This window comes from Bacillus sp. ISL-55 (genome assembly GCF_018613155.1).
Taxonomy (GTDB): Bacteria; Bacillota; Bacilli; order Bacillales; family Cytobacillaceae; genus Mesobacillus.
This window is the reverse complement of the sequence record NZ_JAGGQU010000035.1, coordinates 18,767-36,725: the sequence shown is the minus strand read 5'-3', so window position 1 is coordinate 36,725 and position 17,959 is coordinate 18,767. Positions and strand designations below refer to the sequence as shown.

13 protein-coding genes are annotated in these 17,959 nt (G+C 34.0%); 10 read left to right on the top strand and 3 right to left on the bottom strand.

Translation table 11 applies throughout. The features are described from left to right. Nucleotides 1-94 precede the first annotated feature (94 nt). Genes J7E32_RS16635 through J7E32_RS16620 form a run of 4 tightly spaced genes read left to right on the top strand, consistent with a single transcriptional unit; the run spans nt 95 to nt 9,419 of the window. Nucleotides 95-3,193, top strand: a complete 3,099-nt coding sequence (locus tag J7E32_RS16635; protein WP_214909476.1) for a DUF499 domain-containing protein — start codon at nt 95-97, stop codon at nt 3,191-3,193. Between the two features lie 12 nt (nt 3,194-3,205). Further along, the gene (locus tag J7E32_RS16630; protein WP_214909474.1) at nt 3,206-3,763 is read left to right on the top strand and encodes a DUF3780 domain-containing protein; all 558 of its coding nucleotides are present in this window, start codon (nt 3,206-3,208) and stop codon (nt 3,761-3,763) included. A 15-nt stretch (nt 3,764-3,778) separates the two neighbouring features. Then, complete coding sequence (locus J7E32_RS16625) at nt 3,779-6,703, top strand: anti-phage-associated DUF1156 domain-containing protein (protein WP_214909472.1); 2,925 nt, start codon at nt 3,779-3,781, stop codon at nt 6,701-6,703. Next, on the top strand, nt 6,690-9,419 hold the full coding sequence (locus J7E32_RS16620; protein ID WP_214909470.1) for a phospholipase D-like domain-containing anti-phage protein: 2,730 nt from the start codon (nt 6,690-6,692) through the stop codon (nt 9,417-9,419). Before J7E32_RS16625 ends, J7E32_RS16620 begins: the two co-directional genes overlap by 14 nt. 54 nt (nt 9,420-9,473) lie before the next feature. On the opposite strand, the gene J7E32_RS16615 is transcribed toward J7E32_RS16620, so the two are convergent. Both J7E32_RS16615 and J7E32_RS16610 read right to left on the bottom strand, forming a co-directional pair. After that, the gene (locus tag J7E32_RS16615; protein ID WP_214909469.1) at nt 9,474-9,752 is read right to left on the bottom strand and encodes a hypothetical protein; all 279 of its coding nucleotides are present in this window, start codon (nt 9,750-9,752) and stop codon (nt 9,474-9,476) included. After that, nucleotides 9,736-10,725 carry a ParM/StbA family protein gene (locus J7E32_RS16610; protein WP_214909460.1) on the bottom strand — a complete coding sequence of 330 codons (990 nt, stop codon included), beginning with the start codon at nt 10,723-10,725 and terminating at the stop codon, nt 9,736-9,738. The genes J7E32_RS16615 and J7E32_RS16610 overlap by 17 nt, the downstream gene beginning before the upstream one ends. Before the next feature lie 1,329 nt (nt 10,726-12,054). Here J7E32_RS16610 and J7E32_RS16605 point away from each other — a divergent pair. The 6 genes from J7E32_RS16605 (at nt 12,055) to J7E32_RS16580 (ending at nt 17,292) form a co-directional block, all read left to right on the top strand. After that, nucleotides 12,055-13,311, top strand: coding sequence for a hypothetical protein (locus J7E32_RS16605; protein WP_214909458.1), 1,257 nt, complete (start codon nt 12,055-12,057; stop codon nt 13,309-13,311). A gap of 280 nt (nt 13,312-13,591) precedes the next feature. Then, nucleotides 13,592-13,924, top strand: a complete 333-nt coding sequence (locus J7E32_RS16600; protein ID WP_214909456.1) for a hypothetical protein — start codon at nt 13,592-13,594, stop codon at nt 13,922-13,924. A gap of 17 nt (nt 13,925-13,941) precedes the next feature. Next, on the top strand, nt 13,942-14,703 hold the full coding sequence (locus J7E32_RS16595) for a hypothetical protein (RefSeq protein WP_214909454.1): 762 nt from the start codon (nt 13,942-13,944) through the stop codon (nt 14,701-14,703). Nucleotides 14,704-14,719: 16 nt separating this feature from the next. Then, nucleotides 14,720-15,496, top strand: coding sequence for a four helix bundle protein (locus J7E32_RS16590; RefSeq protein ID WP_214909452.1), 777 nt, complete (start codon nt 14,720-14,722; stop codon nt 15,494-15,496). A 153-nt stretch (nt 15,497-15,649) separates the two neighbouring features. Then, nucleotides 15,650-16,435 carry a four helix bundle protein gene (locus J7E32_RS16585; protein ID WP_214909450.1) on the top strand — a complete coding sequence of 262 codons (786 nt, stop codon included), beginning with the start codon at nt 15,650-15,652 and terminating at the stop codon, nt 16,433-16,435. Continuing rightward, nucleotides 16,435-17,292 (top strand): hypothetical protein, encoded by an 858-nt coding sequence (locus tag J7E32_RS16580; protein WP_214909448.1) that lies wholly within the window; start codon nt 16,435-16,437, stop codon nt 17,290-17,292. Before J7E32_RS16585 ends, J7E32_RS16580 begins: the two co-directional genes overlap by 1 nt. A 143-nt stretch (nt 17,293-17,435) precedes the next feature. On the opposite strand, the gene J7E32_RS16575 is transcribed toward J7E32_RS16580, so the two are convergent. Next, on the bottom strand, nt 17,436-17,954 hold the full coding sequence (locus J7E32_RS16575) for a helix-turn-helix domain-containing protein (protein WP_214909446.1): 519 nt from the start codon (nt 17,952-17,954) through the stop codon (nt 17,436-17,438). Nucleotides 17,955-17,959: the final 5 nt, after the last annotated feature.

The window sequence follows — 17,959 nt, the reverse complement described above, 5'->3', positions numbered from 1 at the left end:
ATTTTTATCTTTTATATTGTTTTTACTTTTGATTTTCTTTTTTTTACTACTATTTTAATAGAAAATTTGAATACTGACTTGCGGGAGGAAAAAAATGAAAACCCTTTTTGAAGCATGTAAGCCAAGACAAAGTGTTTTTGATGAAGCGAAGAGAGATGACACGTTAGATTTAGCAAACTTAATTGATAATTCGATTGACTCAGAAGCATTTTTTAATGAGACATATATTACAGAAGGTATGCAATTGGTATTTGAAACTGCATTTAAAAGGTTTGAAGGAAAAGCACCAAGCGGATTAGTAAAGTTGACTCAAAGTATGGGGGGCGGGAAAACCCACAATATGGTTGCTCTTGGGCTATTGGCTCAAAATCCTTCGCTTAGAAAGAAAATATTAGGTGGGACATCTACATTTGATGAAGAGATTAGGGTTGTTGCATATACAGGTCGAGAAAGTGACATTCCTTATGGTATTTGGGGTGAAATAGCAAGACAGCTTGGTAAAGAAGAGCTGTTTAAGGATTATTATGCACCTTTAAAAGCTCCAGGACAATCGGCTTGGATTAATCTACTAAAAGGTCAACCGACATTAATTTTGCTTGATGAACTACCTCCTTACCTCGAATATGCAAGAACAATGACTGCGGGTACAGGAACACTTGCGGATATTACTACTAATGCTTTATCTAATCTTTTTAACGCCCTTGGTAAAGCAGAACTGCACAATGTATGCCTTGTAATTTCAGACTTACAAGCAACGTATGAAACGGGTTCAGGCTTAATACAAAAGTCATTTAAAAACTTGGAAAATGAAATTGGCCGCAGTTCCATAAATATTGAACCTGTTGGAACAACTTCTGATGATTTGTACCATATTTTAGAAAAGCGATTGTTTGAGACTACTGCAACAGAAGATGAAAAACATGAAATTGCTATGGCTTATAAGGAAGCAGTTAAAGAAGCGAAGCAAATGAACTATACGAACTTATCTCCTGAGCAGGTCTATACAGGTATTAAGGATGCGTACCCTTTTCATCCTTCTATAAAAGATTTGTTTGCTCGATTTAAAGAAAATCCAGGATTCCAACAAACAAGGGGTTTTATTAGGCTTACAAGGATTATGGTGAAAAACTTATATAATGGGAGCGAACCAAAAGCTAAATCAAACTATCTGCTAAATGCATTTGATATGGACTTGAATAATACTGAAATGTTCTCTATGGTACGTAGTATTAAGCCAAGATTGACAAATGCCATTTCACACGATATTGCCCAAAATGGAAAATCGGTATCCGAAGAAATTGATTCGTTGTCAAGTGGCCATGATATGCAAGATCTTAGCAAATTACTCTTAGTTTCATCTTTAGGTGATGTAACGGGAGTAATTAACGGACTATCCCTACAAGAAGCAGTTGGGATTATGGTGAGACCAGGTAGGAATATTACTGAGATTAAAAGTTCGTTGGAGCAATTCAAGGTAAAAGCATGGTATTTATATTCTGATCGTGATAATCGTCTATTTTTTAAAGATGTAAAAAATGTTAATGCTGAATTACTATCATTAGTAGACACATATTCAGACGAGATTGCAAAACAAGAAATTAAAAAGGTACTTGCAGAAAAATTCACACCAGAACTAAAGGACTGTTACCAGGAAGTTGAAGTTTTCCCTGCGATTGATGAAATTGAAATAAAACAAGATAAAATAATTCTAATTTTATTTGAACCTAATCCAAATGGCATTGGGCTAAAGAAAGATTTAGAAGAATTTTATGAGAGTGTTAAATACAAAAATAGAGTTATGTTTTTAACAGGCCAAAGTAAAAATATGGAAAATTTATTAGAGGTTGCTAAACAGTTAAAAGCAGTTCAATCTATTATTAACCGAATGAAAAATGAGGATAAGATTTCTGAAAGTGATACACAGTATCAACAAGCCCAAGATATCCTTCATAAAGTTGAGTTGAATTTAATACAAACTTCAAGGGAAACATTTATGACATTGTACTACCCAACAATAGATGGTTTTGATTATAGTGACTTTAAAATGGAGTTTAAGAATAATAGATTTGATGCAGAAGAGCAAATTCGAAATGTATTAATTGAGGTAATGAAATTTGTTAAAGATACCACTACAGAGGAATTCAGAAGAAAATTTGAAACACGTATATTTTCTTCTCGACAAATGCGATGGGTTGATCTAAAAGAGCGTGTAGCGACAACTACTTCTTGGTCGTGGCATCATCCGAAGGCATTAGATGATTTAAAAAGTGAATGCCTGAAAAAAGGGGTTTGGGTTGAAGAAGGAGGATATCTTGACAAGGAACCTCCTGCACCTGAAACATCTGTAAATGTGAGAGAAGCATATAGAGACGAACAGACAGGTGAAGTGACTTTAAAAATTACTCCACAAAATGGAGATAAAGTCTATTATGAGATAAATGGAGATGCGACCACTGGTTCATCTGAAGTACCAGACTTAAACGCATTCAAGACGACTGAGTTGGCTTTAACGTTTTTGTGTGTAGATTCAAAAGGAAAGCATTCTACTGGTGCAATAACACGATGGGAAAATAATGTTCAGTTACAATATAATTCATTTGATAAAAATGGAAAGAACTATATAGAATTAAAAGCATCGTCACCAAAAGTTACAATTAAATATACCACTGATGGTTCTAACCCCAAAAATAGTGGTGGGGTATATGAAGATATGTTTGAAGTGCCAAATGGAACAAAGTTTGTACAAGCAATCGCTGTACATGAAGATTTAGGAATATTTTCTGAGCCAATATCAATTCCGATAACGGAAACAAAATTTGAAATAAATAAAGAGATTCCATTAATACTAACTAATTCGCTCAGAGCCTCTGTTACGGCAGATGTGTATAAGCAACTTGAAATGCTGAACAAGCATAAAGCAAAGGTATCGGGTGTTAGTTTACAAGTATTTGAAAAGACTAATACAGTGCAACAAAGTTGGTTAGAACTCTCACTTGACAATTATGTTTATCATGAAACGGAGACTTTTGTTAAGCAATTAGATGAACTACGTAATGTATTCTTTAAAGAAAAGAATGTTGAAATATCCATGAGTATTGAAAAATGTAGATTTGAAAAAGGTCAATATTTTGAAGATTGGATAGCAGAAAATAAATACAGCTTGGAGTCACATAAGAATAGTATAAGCCAATAAGGAGGCAATCTTATGGCAAAAAGAAAGGCGTTAGGTTTTGGTTATACTCCTGATGAGTCAAAACACCATTTTTTACTTGTAACGCCAAAAAGCCCAAAGGAAGATATTGCGGTTTATGAACGCTTTGAATGGGATGAAGCAGAGGAACAGAATACAGGTATTGTGGAAGAAAATTTGAAAGTAACGTTAGATAGGCATAAGTGGAATTTAATCAAAGATCCTTTAACTACAGCCTTTAATAATAGGCTTAAAGAAAAGGATGTTACAGTTGGAAGGTTTAAAATCGGTCATGTTCCAGTTGAACGGTTATTGGGAAAAGAGATGGTATTGCTAATGTGGGCTATAGAGGACTCAGATCCTCAACTCATTCCAATGGCATTGAAGAATTGGATGGGTTTGAGTAGAGAAGAGCGATGGTGGTTATTTACAATGGCGAATGCTATTACGGGACATGCTGACGATAAAAGAGGGTGGAGAAAGGCAATTAGGTATGCTTTAACCGAAAACCCTGTTGATGACGAAGATAAAAACCAAGGAAGTATCTTAGAGATGCTATATAAAAATGTTTAGGCAGGGGGTAGTCTTTTGTTAAATTACAGTAAGTCATTTATAGAAACACAGTTTCCTGTATCAAAGGTGTCAAAAGAGAGCTATAAAGAACGTAAAGCTAACTTGGGACAGACTTTAACAGGTCTTGGAAAGTGGTGGGGCCGTAAGCCTCTTATCCTTGTGAGAGCTACTATACTTGGTGTATTGCTTCCTGTTTCTGATAATCCCAAAAAGGATAGAGAAATCTTTTTGAAATTATTAACAATGGATGATGAGGGTTTGTTTTTAAGAAGGTCAAAAAACTTAACAACCAAAGCTGTATATAAACTCCTTACTGATCGAGAAAAGGAGAAGTATTTTAGTACATCATCAACTGAGGATAAACCAACTTACAAAAAGGGAATAACAAAAGCTGAAAAGGATCAATTACAAGAATTAACATTTAATCGATTGTCTTACGATGAAAAACTAACATTTTGTGATAGACCTGAACACGTAATTAATCTACCTGAAACTTCATGGATAGAGATAAATGATCATTTAGAAACATCTGCTTCAAGTCTTCAGGAGTTAATAAAGCAATTGGGTGAGAAGAGGTACGGGCATACACCAAGAATTGGAGACTGTTTTTCGGGTGGTGGAAGTATTCCCTTTGAATCTGCAAGAGTAGGAGCAGATGTCTACGCATCGGACTTAAATCCAGTAGCGTCACTTTTAACATGGTCGGCATTAAATATCGCTGGAGCAACAGCTGAAGAAATAGAAAGTGTAAAGAGCTTTCAGCAGAAAGTATATGAATTAGTAGATAAACAAGTAATCAACTGGAAGATAGAACATAATGAAAAAGGGCATAGAGCTGATGCTTATTTATATTGTCTTGAAGCTGAATGTCCTGAATGTAGTTACTATGTTCCCCTTGCCCCATCATGGATAATTGGTAAAGGCACTAACACTGTAGCTTTATTGAAAGATAATGGTGTTGGTGGCTTTAATATTGATATAGTTCAAGGGGCAACTAAAGAAGATATTAAACAAGCGAACGATATGAATACCATAAATAGTGGGAATTTAAAATGTCCTAATTGTAAAAGAGAAACTCCAATTACTGTTCTTCGCCGAGATAGAAAAGATGACAAAGGTAATACAGTATATGGGTTAAGAAGATGGAATAAAAGTGAATTTATACCAAGGGATAATGATGTATTTCAAGAACGTCTTTTCTGTGTTAGGTATGTAGAAGAGTATGTTGATGACAATGGTAATAGTAAGACAAGGAGATACTATCAAACTCCTACAAAGGAAGACATAGAGAGAGAAGAAAAAGTGAAGCTGTTGCTTTCTGAAAAATTCCTGGAATGGCAAGATAAAGGATATATTCCATCATCAGTTATAGAAGAAGGTTCTGAAACTTCAAGACTTCAAAGAGAACGAGGATGGCAATATTGGCATCAATTATTCACTCCGAGACAGTTACTTACTCATGGTTTATTCATGAAGGTAGTCGATGAAATTGCAGAAAATGAAAGAGAAAGAGCAATAGGGATTTTAGGGATTAATAAATTGTCAAACTGGAATGCTAAATTATCTCAGTGGCTATCTGATGGATCTAATGAAAAGGGTGCTCAGACATTTAGTAACCAAGCCTTAAATACATTATATAATTATCTTTCAAGAACAATGTTATCTTTGCAAACTACTTGGTTTTTCAATATAAATAATTTTTTGATTTCAAACCACAATAGAATAGTTAAGGTAATGGATGCAAGGAATACCGTGGATAATTGCGATATCTGGATTACAGATCCACCTTATGCTGATGCAGTTAATTATCATGAATTGACGGAGTTTTTCCTGGCATGGGATAAGTCATTGTTAGAAAGGACTTTCCCTGATTGGTATTCAGATAGTAAAAGAGTTTTGGCTGTAAAAGGTACTGGTGAAACATTTAATAACAGCATGATTGAGATTTATAAGAAACTTGGGACTAATATGCCAGATAACGGTACACAAGTTGTAATGTTCACTCACCAAGATGTTAAAGTTTGGGCTGAGCTGGCCATGATTTTATGGTCTGCGGGGTTAAAAGTAGAATCTGCATGGAATATTGCAACTGAAACAGATGCTAATGGATTAAAGCAAGGGAATTATGTTCAAGGGACAGTTTTGTTAGTTTTAAAGAAACAGATTTCAAATGATATTGCTTTCCAAGATGAACTTTATAGAAAAATTAAGAATGAAGTTCAGTTCCAAATTGATAGTATGAAAAATCTCGATGATAAAGAAGATCCGAATTTTACTGATGCGGACTACTTATTAGCTTCATATGCATCATCTCTTAAAGTCCTAACGGCATATAAAGATATTGAAGGGATTGATGTTAAATATGAATTATCAAAATCGAGAAGTTCTAATGACGAAAGCCCAATTGAAGCATTAATTAGAAAGGCGGTAAAAATAGCCTATGATTATTTAATTCCAGAAGGATTTGATAATCTTGTGTGGAGGGATTTGCTTCCAGAAGAGCGATTCTTTATTAGAGGTCTTGAATTGGAAATGGGAAACATATATCAAGTAAGTGCTTATCAAGAGTTAGCAAGAGGATTTGGTGTTGGCGATTATAGGGATATGTTTGAAAATTTCAAAGCAAATTCAGTCCGATTAAAGACTGCATCTGAATATCGGTCAAGAGGAATAGATAGGGACAACTTTGGTCGTTCTTTAATGAGACATATATTGATGTCGCTTTATCAAAGTGTTCAAGCTGAATCAACTTCTGAAGGAAAGAACTATTTAAAGGCTACCTATGATCAGAACAATGAGTATTGGGATAAACGTTCCGCTATTATCGAAATTCTTGACTTTTTATCAAGATTTGAAAACATCTCACATATGCAACATTGGCATCGAGACGCATACTACGCAAGGTTATTAAAAGAAGCTATCAGAAATGATGGGATTTAAGGTAGGTGCAGAAAATTTGATAAGAAGGTATTCTACAAGGAGAGAGGCTATTAATGCCTCTCTTTTAAACAATAGATTAAAGAATGCTAAAAGTTACGATAGGATTGCGGGTTATTTTAGCTCCTCGATTTTAGAGATTGCTGGTGAAGCAATTGAAAAAATAGAGGGGAAAGTTAGAGTTGTTTGTAATTCAGGACTTCATATTAAAGATGTGGAAACTGCAAGACTTGCTCAGTCAGCTATTAGAAAAGAATGGTGTGAGTTTAAGCCAGAGGAAATACCCGATTCATCTAATAGATTCAAAAAGTTGTATGAACTTCTATCATCTGGAAAACTTGAAGTGAGAGTGATTCCAGATGAAAAATTTGGTCTTATCCATGGTAAAGCAGGCATTGTAACTTTAGCTAATGATAAGAAAACAACCTTTTTAGGGAGTGCTAACGAAACATATAATGGGTGGAAACTAAATTATGAATTAGTTTGGGAAGATGACTCAGATGATGCGGTTGAATGGGTGCAAGAAGAGTTCGATGCACTTTGGAATGATCCGAGTGCAATTCGGTTATCAGAATTTATTATTGAGGATATAAAACGAATATCTGAAAGAGAAATAATTGATTCAGTTGAGGAGTGGAAAGAGAATCCTGATCCTGCCTCAACAGCAGTAGAATCTCCAGTTATTAGAGGAGAATTTGGATTATGGGAACACCAAAAATATTTTGTGGATTTAGCCTTTAGAGATCATCAACGTAGTCATGGAGCAAGATACATATTGGCCGATCAAGTTGGACTTGGCAAAACAATTCAACTTGCGATGTCAGCACAACTAATGGCACTTTATGGAGAAAAACCAGTTCTCGTAATAGTTCCTAAGACTCTTTTATGGCAGTGGCAGGATGAACTAAAAACTTTATTGAACATACCATCTGCTGTTTGGAATGGTAAAGAGTGGATAGATGAAAATGGTTTTAATTATCCAAACAGAGGACTTGAAGATATTAAAAGATGTCCAAGGAAAATAGGGATTGTTTCTCAGGGACTAATTGTGTCGCAGTCGCCGATTGTTGAACATTTACTTTCGAAAGAATATGAATGCGTAATTGTAGACGAATCACATAGAGCAAGAAGAAAAAACTTAGGAGAGAAGAAAGAAAACCAAAGCCCTGATCCTAATAATTTGTACGAGTTTCTACTCAGTATCTCTACACGAACAAAAAGCATGTTACTGGCAACTGCAACACCTATTCAGTTGTATCCAATCGAATTATGGGATTTGATGAATATTTTATCTCAAAAAAATGATAGTGTTCTCGGTAGTAGGTTTTCATTGTGGCGTAAAAGGGAGCAGATTCCAAGAAGTCTAAAACTTATCACTGGTGAAGAAAAGATGGAGTTCTTTAACCCTGAAAATTGGGAGTGGATAAGGAACCCTTTTCCACCATCTAAAGAAGATGAAATGACATTTGGGATGATTAGAAGAAAAGTCGGATTAAAAGATGATCAATTCGTTGTAAATACTAATCTACTTGATCTTTCAAAACCAGATCAAGCAAAAATAGGGCGAATTTTAGACAATAACTTTTATCAAAAATACAACCCCTATATTCGGCATGTTGTTCGGAGGGAACGTGGATATTTAGAGAATACAATTAATCCTGAAACGGGTGAACCTTTTTTACAGAAGATTGAGGTAGAATTACATGGAGAGTCTGATGACGATGCTCTAATTTTATCAAGTTATTTAAAGCAAGGTTATATGTTTGCAGAGGAATTCTGTAATTTATTAGGGAAAAGGAATAAAAGTAGTGGCTTTCTTAAAACACTACTGCTCAAAAGAATAGGAAGCTCAGTGGTTGCAGGTTTAAATACAGGCAGAAAGATGCTGAATGAATGGAACACCTCATTTTCTGATTGGGCAGATGAAGAAGACGATCAATATGTAGAGGAAGATATTAAAAACCTCACACCAGAAGAAGAGGAACTACTTGTAAAGTATGTAAAGTCCTTGGAGACAAATGAAACCACAGATCCTAAATTCGAAAAGGTTGTACAGTTATTAACTGATTGGAAATGGCTTGAAAAGGGTTGTATTATTTTCTCTCAATACTTTGATACTGCAAGATGGGTTGCACAGTCGTTATCAGAGAAATTTCCAGGTGAAAGTGTAGGATTATATGCAGGTGGAGATAAGTCAGGTCTATTCATTGATGGTAGTTTTACTAAAAAGGAGAAAGAAGAATTAAAATCATTAGTAAAACAGCGACAATTAAGATTATTAATAGGTACTGACTCTGCAAGTGAAGGGCTAAACTTACAAACGTTAGGCACTTTAATTAACCTCGACTTACCTTGGAACCCTACAAGACTGGAGCAAAGGAAAGGGCGTATCCAACGTATCGGTCAAGTAAATGAGGTAGTGCATGTCTACAATCTAAGATACAAGGATTCGGTTGAAGACAGGGTACACAGCTTGCTATCAGAACGTTTTAAAAACATTCATGGTGTGTTCGGACAACTACCAGATGTATTGGAAGATATATGGGTTGATATTGCACAAAACGATATCGAAAAAGCGAAGCAACGTATAAACGAGGTTCCCCAAAAACATCCATTTGAAAATAGGTACAATAACTCGGTGGATAAAATTGATTGGGAAAGCTGTTCGAAAGTTCTGGATCGAAAGGAAATCAGGAAGTATTTTGAACAGGGTTGGTAAACGGAATTTTTTAACATTAAAACTGAAATAGACGGCCGCGGCCGTCTATTGTTGTTAGAAGTATTCATTAATAATACCAATGTCATAATCAGTTAGAGTCTCTTCGTTAGCAACCTTTTTTGATTCATTAAGAGTAATATCCTTGTCGTTAAGGATTTCCAAGATGATTGCTTTTATCGTCTGTTTTAAGGATGCATCGTCTTCTCCTTCCATGTCCTTTTGAATGAGTTTTAATATATATGCACTTTTATTGCTTTGTTTCCTTGTAAACTCATACAAGTGGATTGCTTCGGGCTTGAAACTGATTGTAATACTTTTATAGTCTTTGGGCATGGAGTTTAGCCTCCATTATGCGGTAGAAGCTATTTAAGGAGCAGAATTGAGGATCAGGTTCGAAAGTGGCTTGTGGTACGAGTTTCTTTAGCTGTTCGTATAGAAGGATAGAACCGCCCCCTACAAAGGAAATCTCAGTATTGTTCAAGGAAACTTGTGCTTTAACACTTGCCATGATTTGTTTAGCATGGTTCTCCATAATTTCTTCAATAATTACAGAACTATCAAGCATTCTCTCTCCTTCTACTATTAAAACCCTATCTTTAATTATTTGTTCCAGATCTTTGTAATGGACAGTCACACCATAATCCATCGATAGTCGTTCACGTAATGTTGAGAATAACGAGTTTGTTCCATAACTATTCGAAAAATTGGAATCGAGCTGAGGAATTAATGATAAGAAAGAGTTTACGGTGACATTGAGGGTTCCGATATCAATTTGAACAACATTTTTATTTTTATAATCAGGTCGAAGAAAGAGAGAACCGATTCCCTCCTGTAATAGAAAAAGGTTTTGTATTTTAAATAGGAAATGCTCCCCATTTAGAGTGAAATGAATGGTTCCTCCATTTTGTCTGATGAATTGTTCATATTCATCCTTCAATTTCTTATTTTTGAAGATGGTGAGTGGGGTATTTAGCGAAAGATTAACCCTATAAATTCCTGCCTTTTTACTGTTAGACAACTTTATGGCATTAACCACTGAAAGATAAATACATAATAAGTGTTCCTTTGTTTTCTTTGTTAAATCAGTGTTCACTAAGTTCGTTAGCATGTCTCCAATCAGATAGATCTCACCATCATATTCTACCTGATAAGAATTGGTTGATAGGTCAAAGCCGATATTGTTTACCTTCTGGATCTTAGTAGGAAATACTGATTTTTTATATTCTTTTGTAACAGCATCTCTAACTAAAAATTTGCTGAATCCTTTTCCTGAGTCTACTGCTACATTTACTTCTTCAAATAACATTATTAAAAACCTCCTTTGATTTTTTTAAAAAGCTACTATATCATATAAAAAATTTCGTGAAATATAACAAATTTGATGTCGAATAAAGAATTATTCTCAAGAAATTTAAGGAGTTTCTTGAATTAATTATGCTACCTCTTACTTAATGGGATTAAAGCAGACAAGGTAGAATGTAAATGAACCCCTTCTTCAAAACATTAAAGTTATCAAATTGAAAAGTGGGACAAATACTGCTATATGCCTATTGCATGCATCCAGGTAGATATCGGATTTGATGTTCTTTTTAAGACAAGTAAGCGTTAGAGGTATTGAAAGTTGCCCTATAAGGAGCCGAGAGTAGCCAGTGGAATTTGGAACGAGATTAATTACGAAATATCTATTGCAAGGATAAGTATTTTTCCCTAATTGAATTAATAGATGAAAGTGTATTTAAAACCATTGTAGTTACTGCGAGTGCAGACACTTGTAGTTTTTAATTGCCTATATATAGATTTATGTGTTTTGACTAAGTTGTTCTTATGCATAAGAGTTATGGGTGATTTAGTTTATTTATGTCTTTTTCCATTTGTTGAGGGTAGGCATGTTACCTATTTATCTATGTTTTTGAAGCGTAAGCGACAATTAAAAGTTACCTCTAAAGGAATCGAAAAAAATCTGATGAAACCGAAAAAAATCATTTACAAAGCTCTAATAGATATTGGAAGGGATATGCAATTTTAAAAGGCATTGGGTACTATTAAACTTCAATCAATGTTTTAGGAGTAGATAAATTAGGGACAGCTACGATTTATTGGATGGAGTCTCTATCACAAGCGTAGCTTGTCAGTTAAAAGTATGGTTTTCAACCTATTGATTTTGAATATATCCTATTGAAACTGAACAAAGGGAATTTGCATATCACCCATTGTTTACCACAGTTCGAAATCACAGATAAAATTTTTTGTAGTCGCATATATAGGAATTATGTTTTGACCAAGTTGAATGATGCACCATCATATTGCACTTATGAGATATGATCCAAATTAAATATAGTTGTTTTAAGCATTAAGTTTAAAGTTATCTCTAAGAAGGTAGTAGGTTATGCAAAATGATATATGGTTAAGTCTAATTGGTTTATTCCTTGCAAAACAAGATGTTAATTATGCATTAGTTTACTCACATAACATTTAGTTTTTATTGCGGAACTTTTTTGTGTTTCAAGTTCTTCATCCATCTATCTGCCTCAATTCAAAAAGGTAATAGTCAAACACTATAGAGCATTGAAGCTATTGTTTTGTAAAAGAATAGTAGCTATACTGAAAACCATCTAATTAAGAGGAGGGTTTCAGTATGAGTGTATGGGATTGTTATTTCGAATCTCCAAAAATAAATTATAATAATGTCAATTACAACACAGAGAAGAACCACATTCAGTCTTTACAGAAAGGTTATGAAGAAGATGATCAAGATTATTTAACACTATTTGCAAGTGGGGAATTGTCGGAAATAGGTATATATCTTCAAGGGAAAAAGAGAATGTCTTCACTAATAACTCGAAGGACTAACCATAAGCTACCACCAACAGTAAAATCCCATAAGCAGTTCATATCTTATGTAACCAGAGCGAACCTATTCAGTGATGTTTTTATCAATCTAAGTGAGTGTAAAGAGAAGGAATACTTTCCATGCATCCTTTTTAAGCACCATTTTGCTTGGATTGACAAGGATCAACAAGAAGGAATTTATCGCTATTTTACCATGGAGAAAGGTGGGCTATGTAGGAGTTTTAGTGTATTAGATCTGGTTAGCGTGGCGAATCCAGACTTAACAAGTATCGAATTAGTCAGAGTGGGACTCTTAGAATTATTAGGATGTGAGTATGAAGAATACGCTTGGGCAGTGGAACAGAAAGCTCGGCAGAAGAAAAATCAAGCCACCATCCAGAACTCAGGGAAAGAATGGAAGAATCATTTTCCTGCTTTATATAAGCTAACTAAATCGTATATGAATGTATTGTATGAAATGATGAAGAATGAAGCAATTCACCCCTTACTAATGAAACACTCGTACAAAAAAATGCATGCTGTATATATATCAACACGTCATCTAAATCAACTAATTGGTACAGATGCAAGCACAATCTCTAAAGCCATCAATTTATTCTCCTCAATCGGATTAATCCACAAAATCCCACCACATGATAAAGATTTCCCTTTAGAATTATTGAATATCGGAATGAATATTAGAGCTTCTACCATAGAAAAGTTAGAATTGCAGAAACTTAATAGCAAAACAATAAATAAAAAAGAAGGCGAGATTAATTGTAGGCTCATAACATTCTACGCCTTCCCCTTATATACCGATGAACTCCTTACTAAAGTTGAAGAAAATGCAAAAAAACTCCTTATGGCTAAAGTGACTAATATAAAAAAAATCAATGAAAAGAACATTGCAAATGCACTTGGAAAGGATATTGCTAAAACTATTTTTTTTGAACACAAGGAAATAATGAAAGAAGTATCAAAAAGAGTGGACAGAAGCAATTTACAAAAAGAAATCGTTGATACAGATGGTCAAGTTATGTTAGATGAAGAAATCCCTTTTTGATAAGTCAAGGGTAACAGCTGAATACAGTTTATCATCCGATTTCCAGAAACTCTTCTTTATCTTTCCTCAACCACCCACAACACCATATTTTAATTACTGCATTTAGTTCCTTACAAGTAGATAGTTGCTATAAAACAACCCCAATAACTATAGAACAAGGTACGACAAGTAATGCGTAGAATAATACTTGCAATTCTAATAGAATAGGTATATGGCATTGATGAATGATGGAATGTAGTCGGATAATGTAGCGACAATCTTATAGAAAGGTGGAACATGAGTGAATAGTACAGTAAGGAAATTACAACTATTTGAATGCAATGAGGAAGTAGGGTTTGCTATCTTCAATTGGTTAAATAAAAACCAAAGGTCATTTAGTCGTTTAGAATTAGATAATCTACGAAAAAAAGCGATATCAATTCATACAAGAGTTGGTAATGCTCTAAAAATGACAAAAATAACAGACTCCTTCGAGGAATTGAAACAAGCCAAGGTTGAACTAAATGATTTGCTTCTGGATTTTAATAGTAAAAATGTAGATTCAGGGTATGTGGGAAAAGAGATTGATGAATACTCCATGAAATTAATGAAAATGATAAATGATTATCAGTAATGAAGGAGGGATTGGAATTGTACACCCAAAACCACAATAGTCAATTAGAACAAACGAATTATCAAGACTTCGATTTAATTTACAAAGCAATTAATAGTAAAGGAATTTATTTGTTGGAATATCATGATTCATACTTGAAAGATGCTTTTGTTACTCAACTGACTGAGCAATTTATCGGCAAAGGATCACAAGCCTTGTTTGTTCAAGAAGAGCAACAAATATACAAATTGAAAGATTTATTTTTGAGTCGAATGTTATTCAAGCAAAATCCACATAATAATTATTTTTCCGTATCAGAGATAAAACAAGAAAGTCAATCTTTACTATTCCCCTTATTAAACACCCAAGTAAAATCCTTTATTTCTAACACAAAGATAATAACACCGCACTCACATCAACCACATGTTTGCGATCAACATATAACACAATCATTGGAGCAAAATCATGATATTAAATTTGTTATATGGGATAGCCATACAGACTATTTCTACAAATCAAACCTTGTACCTGAATTATTAAGGATTATGTTCAATTATAAGGTTACTGTTCTAATTACCTCGAAAATTTCCATTGAAATTTTCATTAATAAGTATCCATTCTTACCTGCATATCTACAATCTTCCTTATATCTACACTCGAAACACCCCAATCTGTTTTCCCTATCAAATTTAAAAGATGTTGCTTATGAATTTCAACTTGATGTAAGAACTGCTTTAAACAACCAAACAAAGAATCATTTCACATTACGCCCTGCAAGTGCATACTGCCAGGTAGGATAAAGGAGAATAGAAGTCAATGCAAGCACAAAGGAAGCCTTTTAGAAGTAATCCAAAGAAGTCAAAGGTTTATGAAAAATCCCTTAGTTTTGCTAAGGAGTTACATGTCATATCGGAGAAGTTCGATGACGACATCATCCGCAAAAGGCTTCGAAGTTCAGCCGTTGCAATAGTAGAAAATATCGCTCAAAGTCGTGTAACAATGTACTATTCTAACGAATTTAATTATCTCAACATTGCGATGAAATGCATTAATGAGTGTAGATCACTGTTTCAAATGGCTCATGTTCGTGGTTATTTACCTTCTGAGAATTTTCACCAGGCTGATGCAGATGCAATTGAACTTCTGAAAATGTCGTTTAGTCTGATAAAGAGGCTTAAACAATATCCTACTAATATCATTGTAGATAAGTGGCAAGTAGAAGACTTTCACAGATTTCATTTGTATAATCGCTCAATCGACCTAATGCAGTCAATTTACTGGTTAGTAGATAGTGTGGGTTTTGAAATTAATGATGAACAGGTAGAAAAAGCATATCGATTGGCGATAGATACCCCATTGCGAATTGCTTCTGGCATCGGACAGTTAAACATGAAGATACGGAATAAAAAGTTCAGTGAAGTCAACCAAAATTTGAAGAGTCTGAAAGTGATGTTGGATCAATTCCAAGTTCTATCGCATGAGCATAAAGATGATTTGAACAATATTGAAGTGTGTCGGGTTCAGGTATTAAAACTATTGAACTATTATTTTGGGCGATTGAAAAGCTCGAACAGGGTAGAGCAAGGAAATTAGATTCAAAATATAATAAACCCCGTATAATAGCCATATCGTACCTGATTGGTGATATCCTCAAATAATACCTCTTAATCACCATTTATTATATCCTCTGATTTTAACTAAATCTCAACTAAACATTGATACAAATAATAGAGAAAGGAAGTTATTATGGCAACAAAAAAGGAATATGTAGGGAACTTTCGGGAATTAATTGCCTATAAAAAGGCACTCCTTTTCCGAAGGGATGTTTATACAATAATAAAAACCATTCCATCTTCTGAGAGTTATATAAAGAATGGTATGAGAAAAGCAAGTTGTGCAGTCCTGGAGAATTTGGCAGAAGGAAATGGCAACTTTTACTACGGGAGAGAATACGAGCATTTCGATATCGCATTGTGTAAGTTAGCAAAATATCAGGCATTATTAGATTTATCATCTATGCAAGGCTACGTAACAAAAGAAAATAACAATAGATTGCAAGATAATGCAAAGGAAATAGCCAGAATAATTAGTGCGTTAATGAAAAGGATAGAACACTTTCAGTCAACTAATGTTGAGACACATATACATTATTCAATCAAGGATGTAGGTTTTTCGCCCTTGGAAACTACGATTGAAAGAGTAAAGATATTTCAAAGGACTATTGGAAATATGGTTAGGACACTTCCTGATTTTGAGGTTGACAACATAGTTGATCAGCTTAATAGAGCAGTGAGTAGTGTATATAATAATTTGGTTAAATCAAAAGGTGTCATTTCTAATGGTAGATTTCAAGAATTAAATTACGCCCTCGGCAGTATTTCTGAGATTTGTTGCTTTTTAGAAATTTCATTTATGGAAAATTATATTTCAAAATCGGATTATCGTAGTTTGGATGAAGAAGCGGAAATAATTCGAACAGCAATAATAAAAGAAATGAAACGAATCAACTATCAATTAAAGGAGGTAATATAATGCCACTATTAAGTTCGAGTAAGCGGCCGTATAACGTTGCAAATGTAAACGAAAAAATAAAACTGAGGAAAGCGAAGGGACACATTCAAACAAAGGAGGTAAAAAAGGTATCTAACAAGATAGAGGTTCCGAATAATATTAAGACCAATAAACAGTTTGTTGAGTATGTTTTAAGTATTAACGTCTTCAACAGAATTTTTATCGACTTAACTAAGATTAATGATGGTGAAGAATTTGCATGTTTATTAAAGAATAACAATATAGCATGGATTGAGAGAGACGTAGTAGGTAACTACCGTTACTTTACGAGAACTGCTAAAGCACAAAATGCTGTTGCATTCACAATTATTGATTTCTTAGTTGTGTTAGGTGATGTTGAAGTAGATTCCCGAAGAGCATTCTTGTTTGCTCGAAGAGAATTAGCATCTCTGCTACAAGCAGAATATGAAGAATATGCGTGGGAAAAGAAGCAGTTGGACAAATACAAGAAGAACTTTCTTTGTATTCATAAACATTTGTCAGATCAAAGAAAGGATAACCCAATCATTGATGAACAAGGTCTATCTCATATGCGAGTTTTTCAAATGCTAAATCAAGTCGGTCTTTATTATTTATCGACAAGATCAAGCAGTATCGCTGACGAAGCATTGTTCTCATGCTCTATTGAAGAATTAATGAGGATATTGAAGGTAGATTACAAGACTCTTGATAAATCGATTAACTGGTTGATAAAAGCTAATTTCATTAGAAAGTATCATATAGAAGACAAGGGATTCCCCATTAAGTTAAAACAAAAACTCCAAAATGAACATGTAAATAACAAGACCTTTTTTACAATCCCCTTATTCGCTCTTTGATCCCAAAGATAATTTATGAAGTAAAGTAAATAAAGATATTGAAGAAATGAACTTTGATTGTAGAATATTCAATTACTAATAAAGGAGATACGGGCAAGACAATATATGATACCCCTATTATTACTCTTTCAAAACCTAAACTGCTATTCTATTGAGAATATAGTTTTTTCACCATATTTGCTTAATTGTTCGTCAATTTCATAAAATGAATAAATCTGTTTTTTTATAGCGAATCCTAAAATAGCCTCGAAGTTAGTAAGATCTGTTGCAAGACTGTACCCTGCAATTTGTAACAGTTTTTCGGTATCTTCAAGAGATAGTTTCAAAATGACTGCTAAGCATAATAACTTTCTTTTCGAAGGATGTATCTTACCATTTGTTGCCTTATGCCAATACTCCTTTGATATTCCAGCTCTTAAATGAAGGTCATCCAATTTTTTTCGGCTTTCTTCCATTAAATCATGTATGTAATCCCCAATCTTACGTTTACCCCTAACATTTCTTATTGCTTCATCTAATCCAGAAAAAGCGTTATGGAATGTAGCTTTATCCTCGATGTAGAGAAAATCATCTTGAATGTTTAGCTTACTTATTAAATGAATTATCTTCTTCGTTTGGATGAATTGTTCGAGTTCATTTGAATCAAAAGTAGTGTAACTCATGGTGT

Excerpts from the sequence above, each read along its gene's own strand:
- J7E32_RS16635 (WP_214909476.1), top strand. The coding sequence starts at position 95 with ATGAAAACCCTTTTTGAAGCATGTAAGCCAAGACAAAGTGTTTTTGAT.
- J7E32_RS16630 (WP_214909474.1), top strand. The coding sequence starts at position 3,206 with ATGGCAAAAAGAAAGGCGTTAGGTTTTGGTTATACTCCTGATGAGTCA.
- J7E32_RS16620 (WP_214909470.1), top strand. The coding sequence starts at position 6,690 with ATGATGGGATTTAAGGTAGGTGCAGAAAATTTGATAAGAAGGTATTCT.
- J7E32_RS16615 (WP_214909469.1), bottom strand. The coding sequence starts at position 9,752 with ATGCCCAAAGACTATAAAAGTATTACAATCAGTTTCAAGCCCGAAGCA.
- J7E32_RS16610 (WP_214909460.1), bottom strand. The coding sequence starts at position 10,725 with ATGTTATTTGAAGAAGTAAATGTAGCAGTAGACTCAGGAAAAGGATTC.
- J7E32_RS16605 (WP_214909458.1), top strand. The coding sequence starts at position 12,055 with ATGAGTGTATGGGATTGTTATTTCGAATCTCCAAAAATAAATTATAAT.
- J7E32_RS16590 (WP_214909452.1), top strand. The coding sequence starts at position 14,720 with ATGCAAGCACAAAGGAAGCCTTTTAGAAGTAATCCAAAGAAGTCAAAG.
- J7E32_RS16585 (WP_214909450.1), top strand. The coding sequence starts at position 15,650 with ATGGCAACAAAAAAGGAATATGTAGGGAACTTTCGGGAATTAATTGCC.
- J7E32_RS16580 (WP_214909448.1), top strand. The coding sequence starts at position 16,435 with ATGCCACTATTAAGTTCGAGTAAGCGGCCGTATAACGTTGCAAATGTA.
- J7E32_RS16575 (WP_214909446.1), bottom strand. The coding sequence starts at position 17,954 with ATGAGTTACACTACTTTTGATTCAAATGAACTCGAACAATTCATCCAA.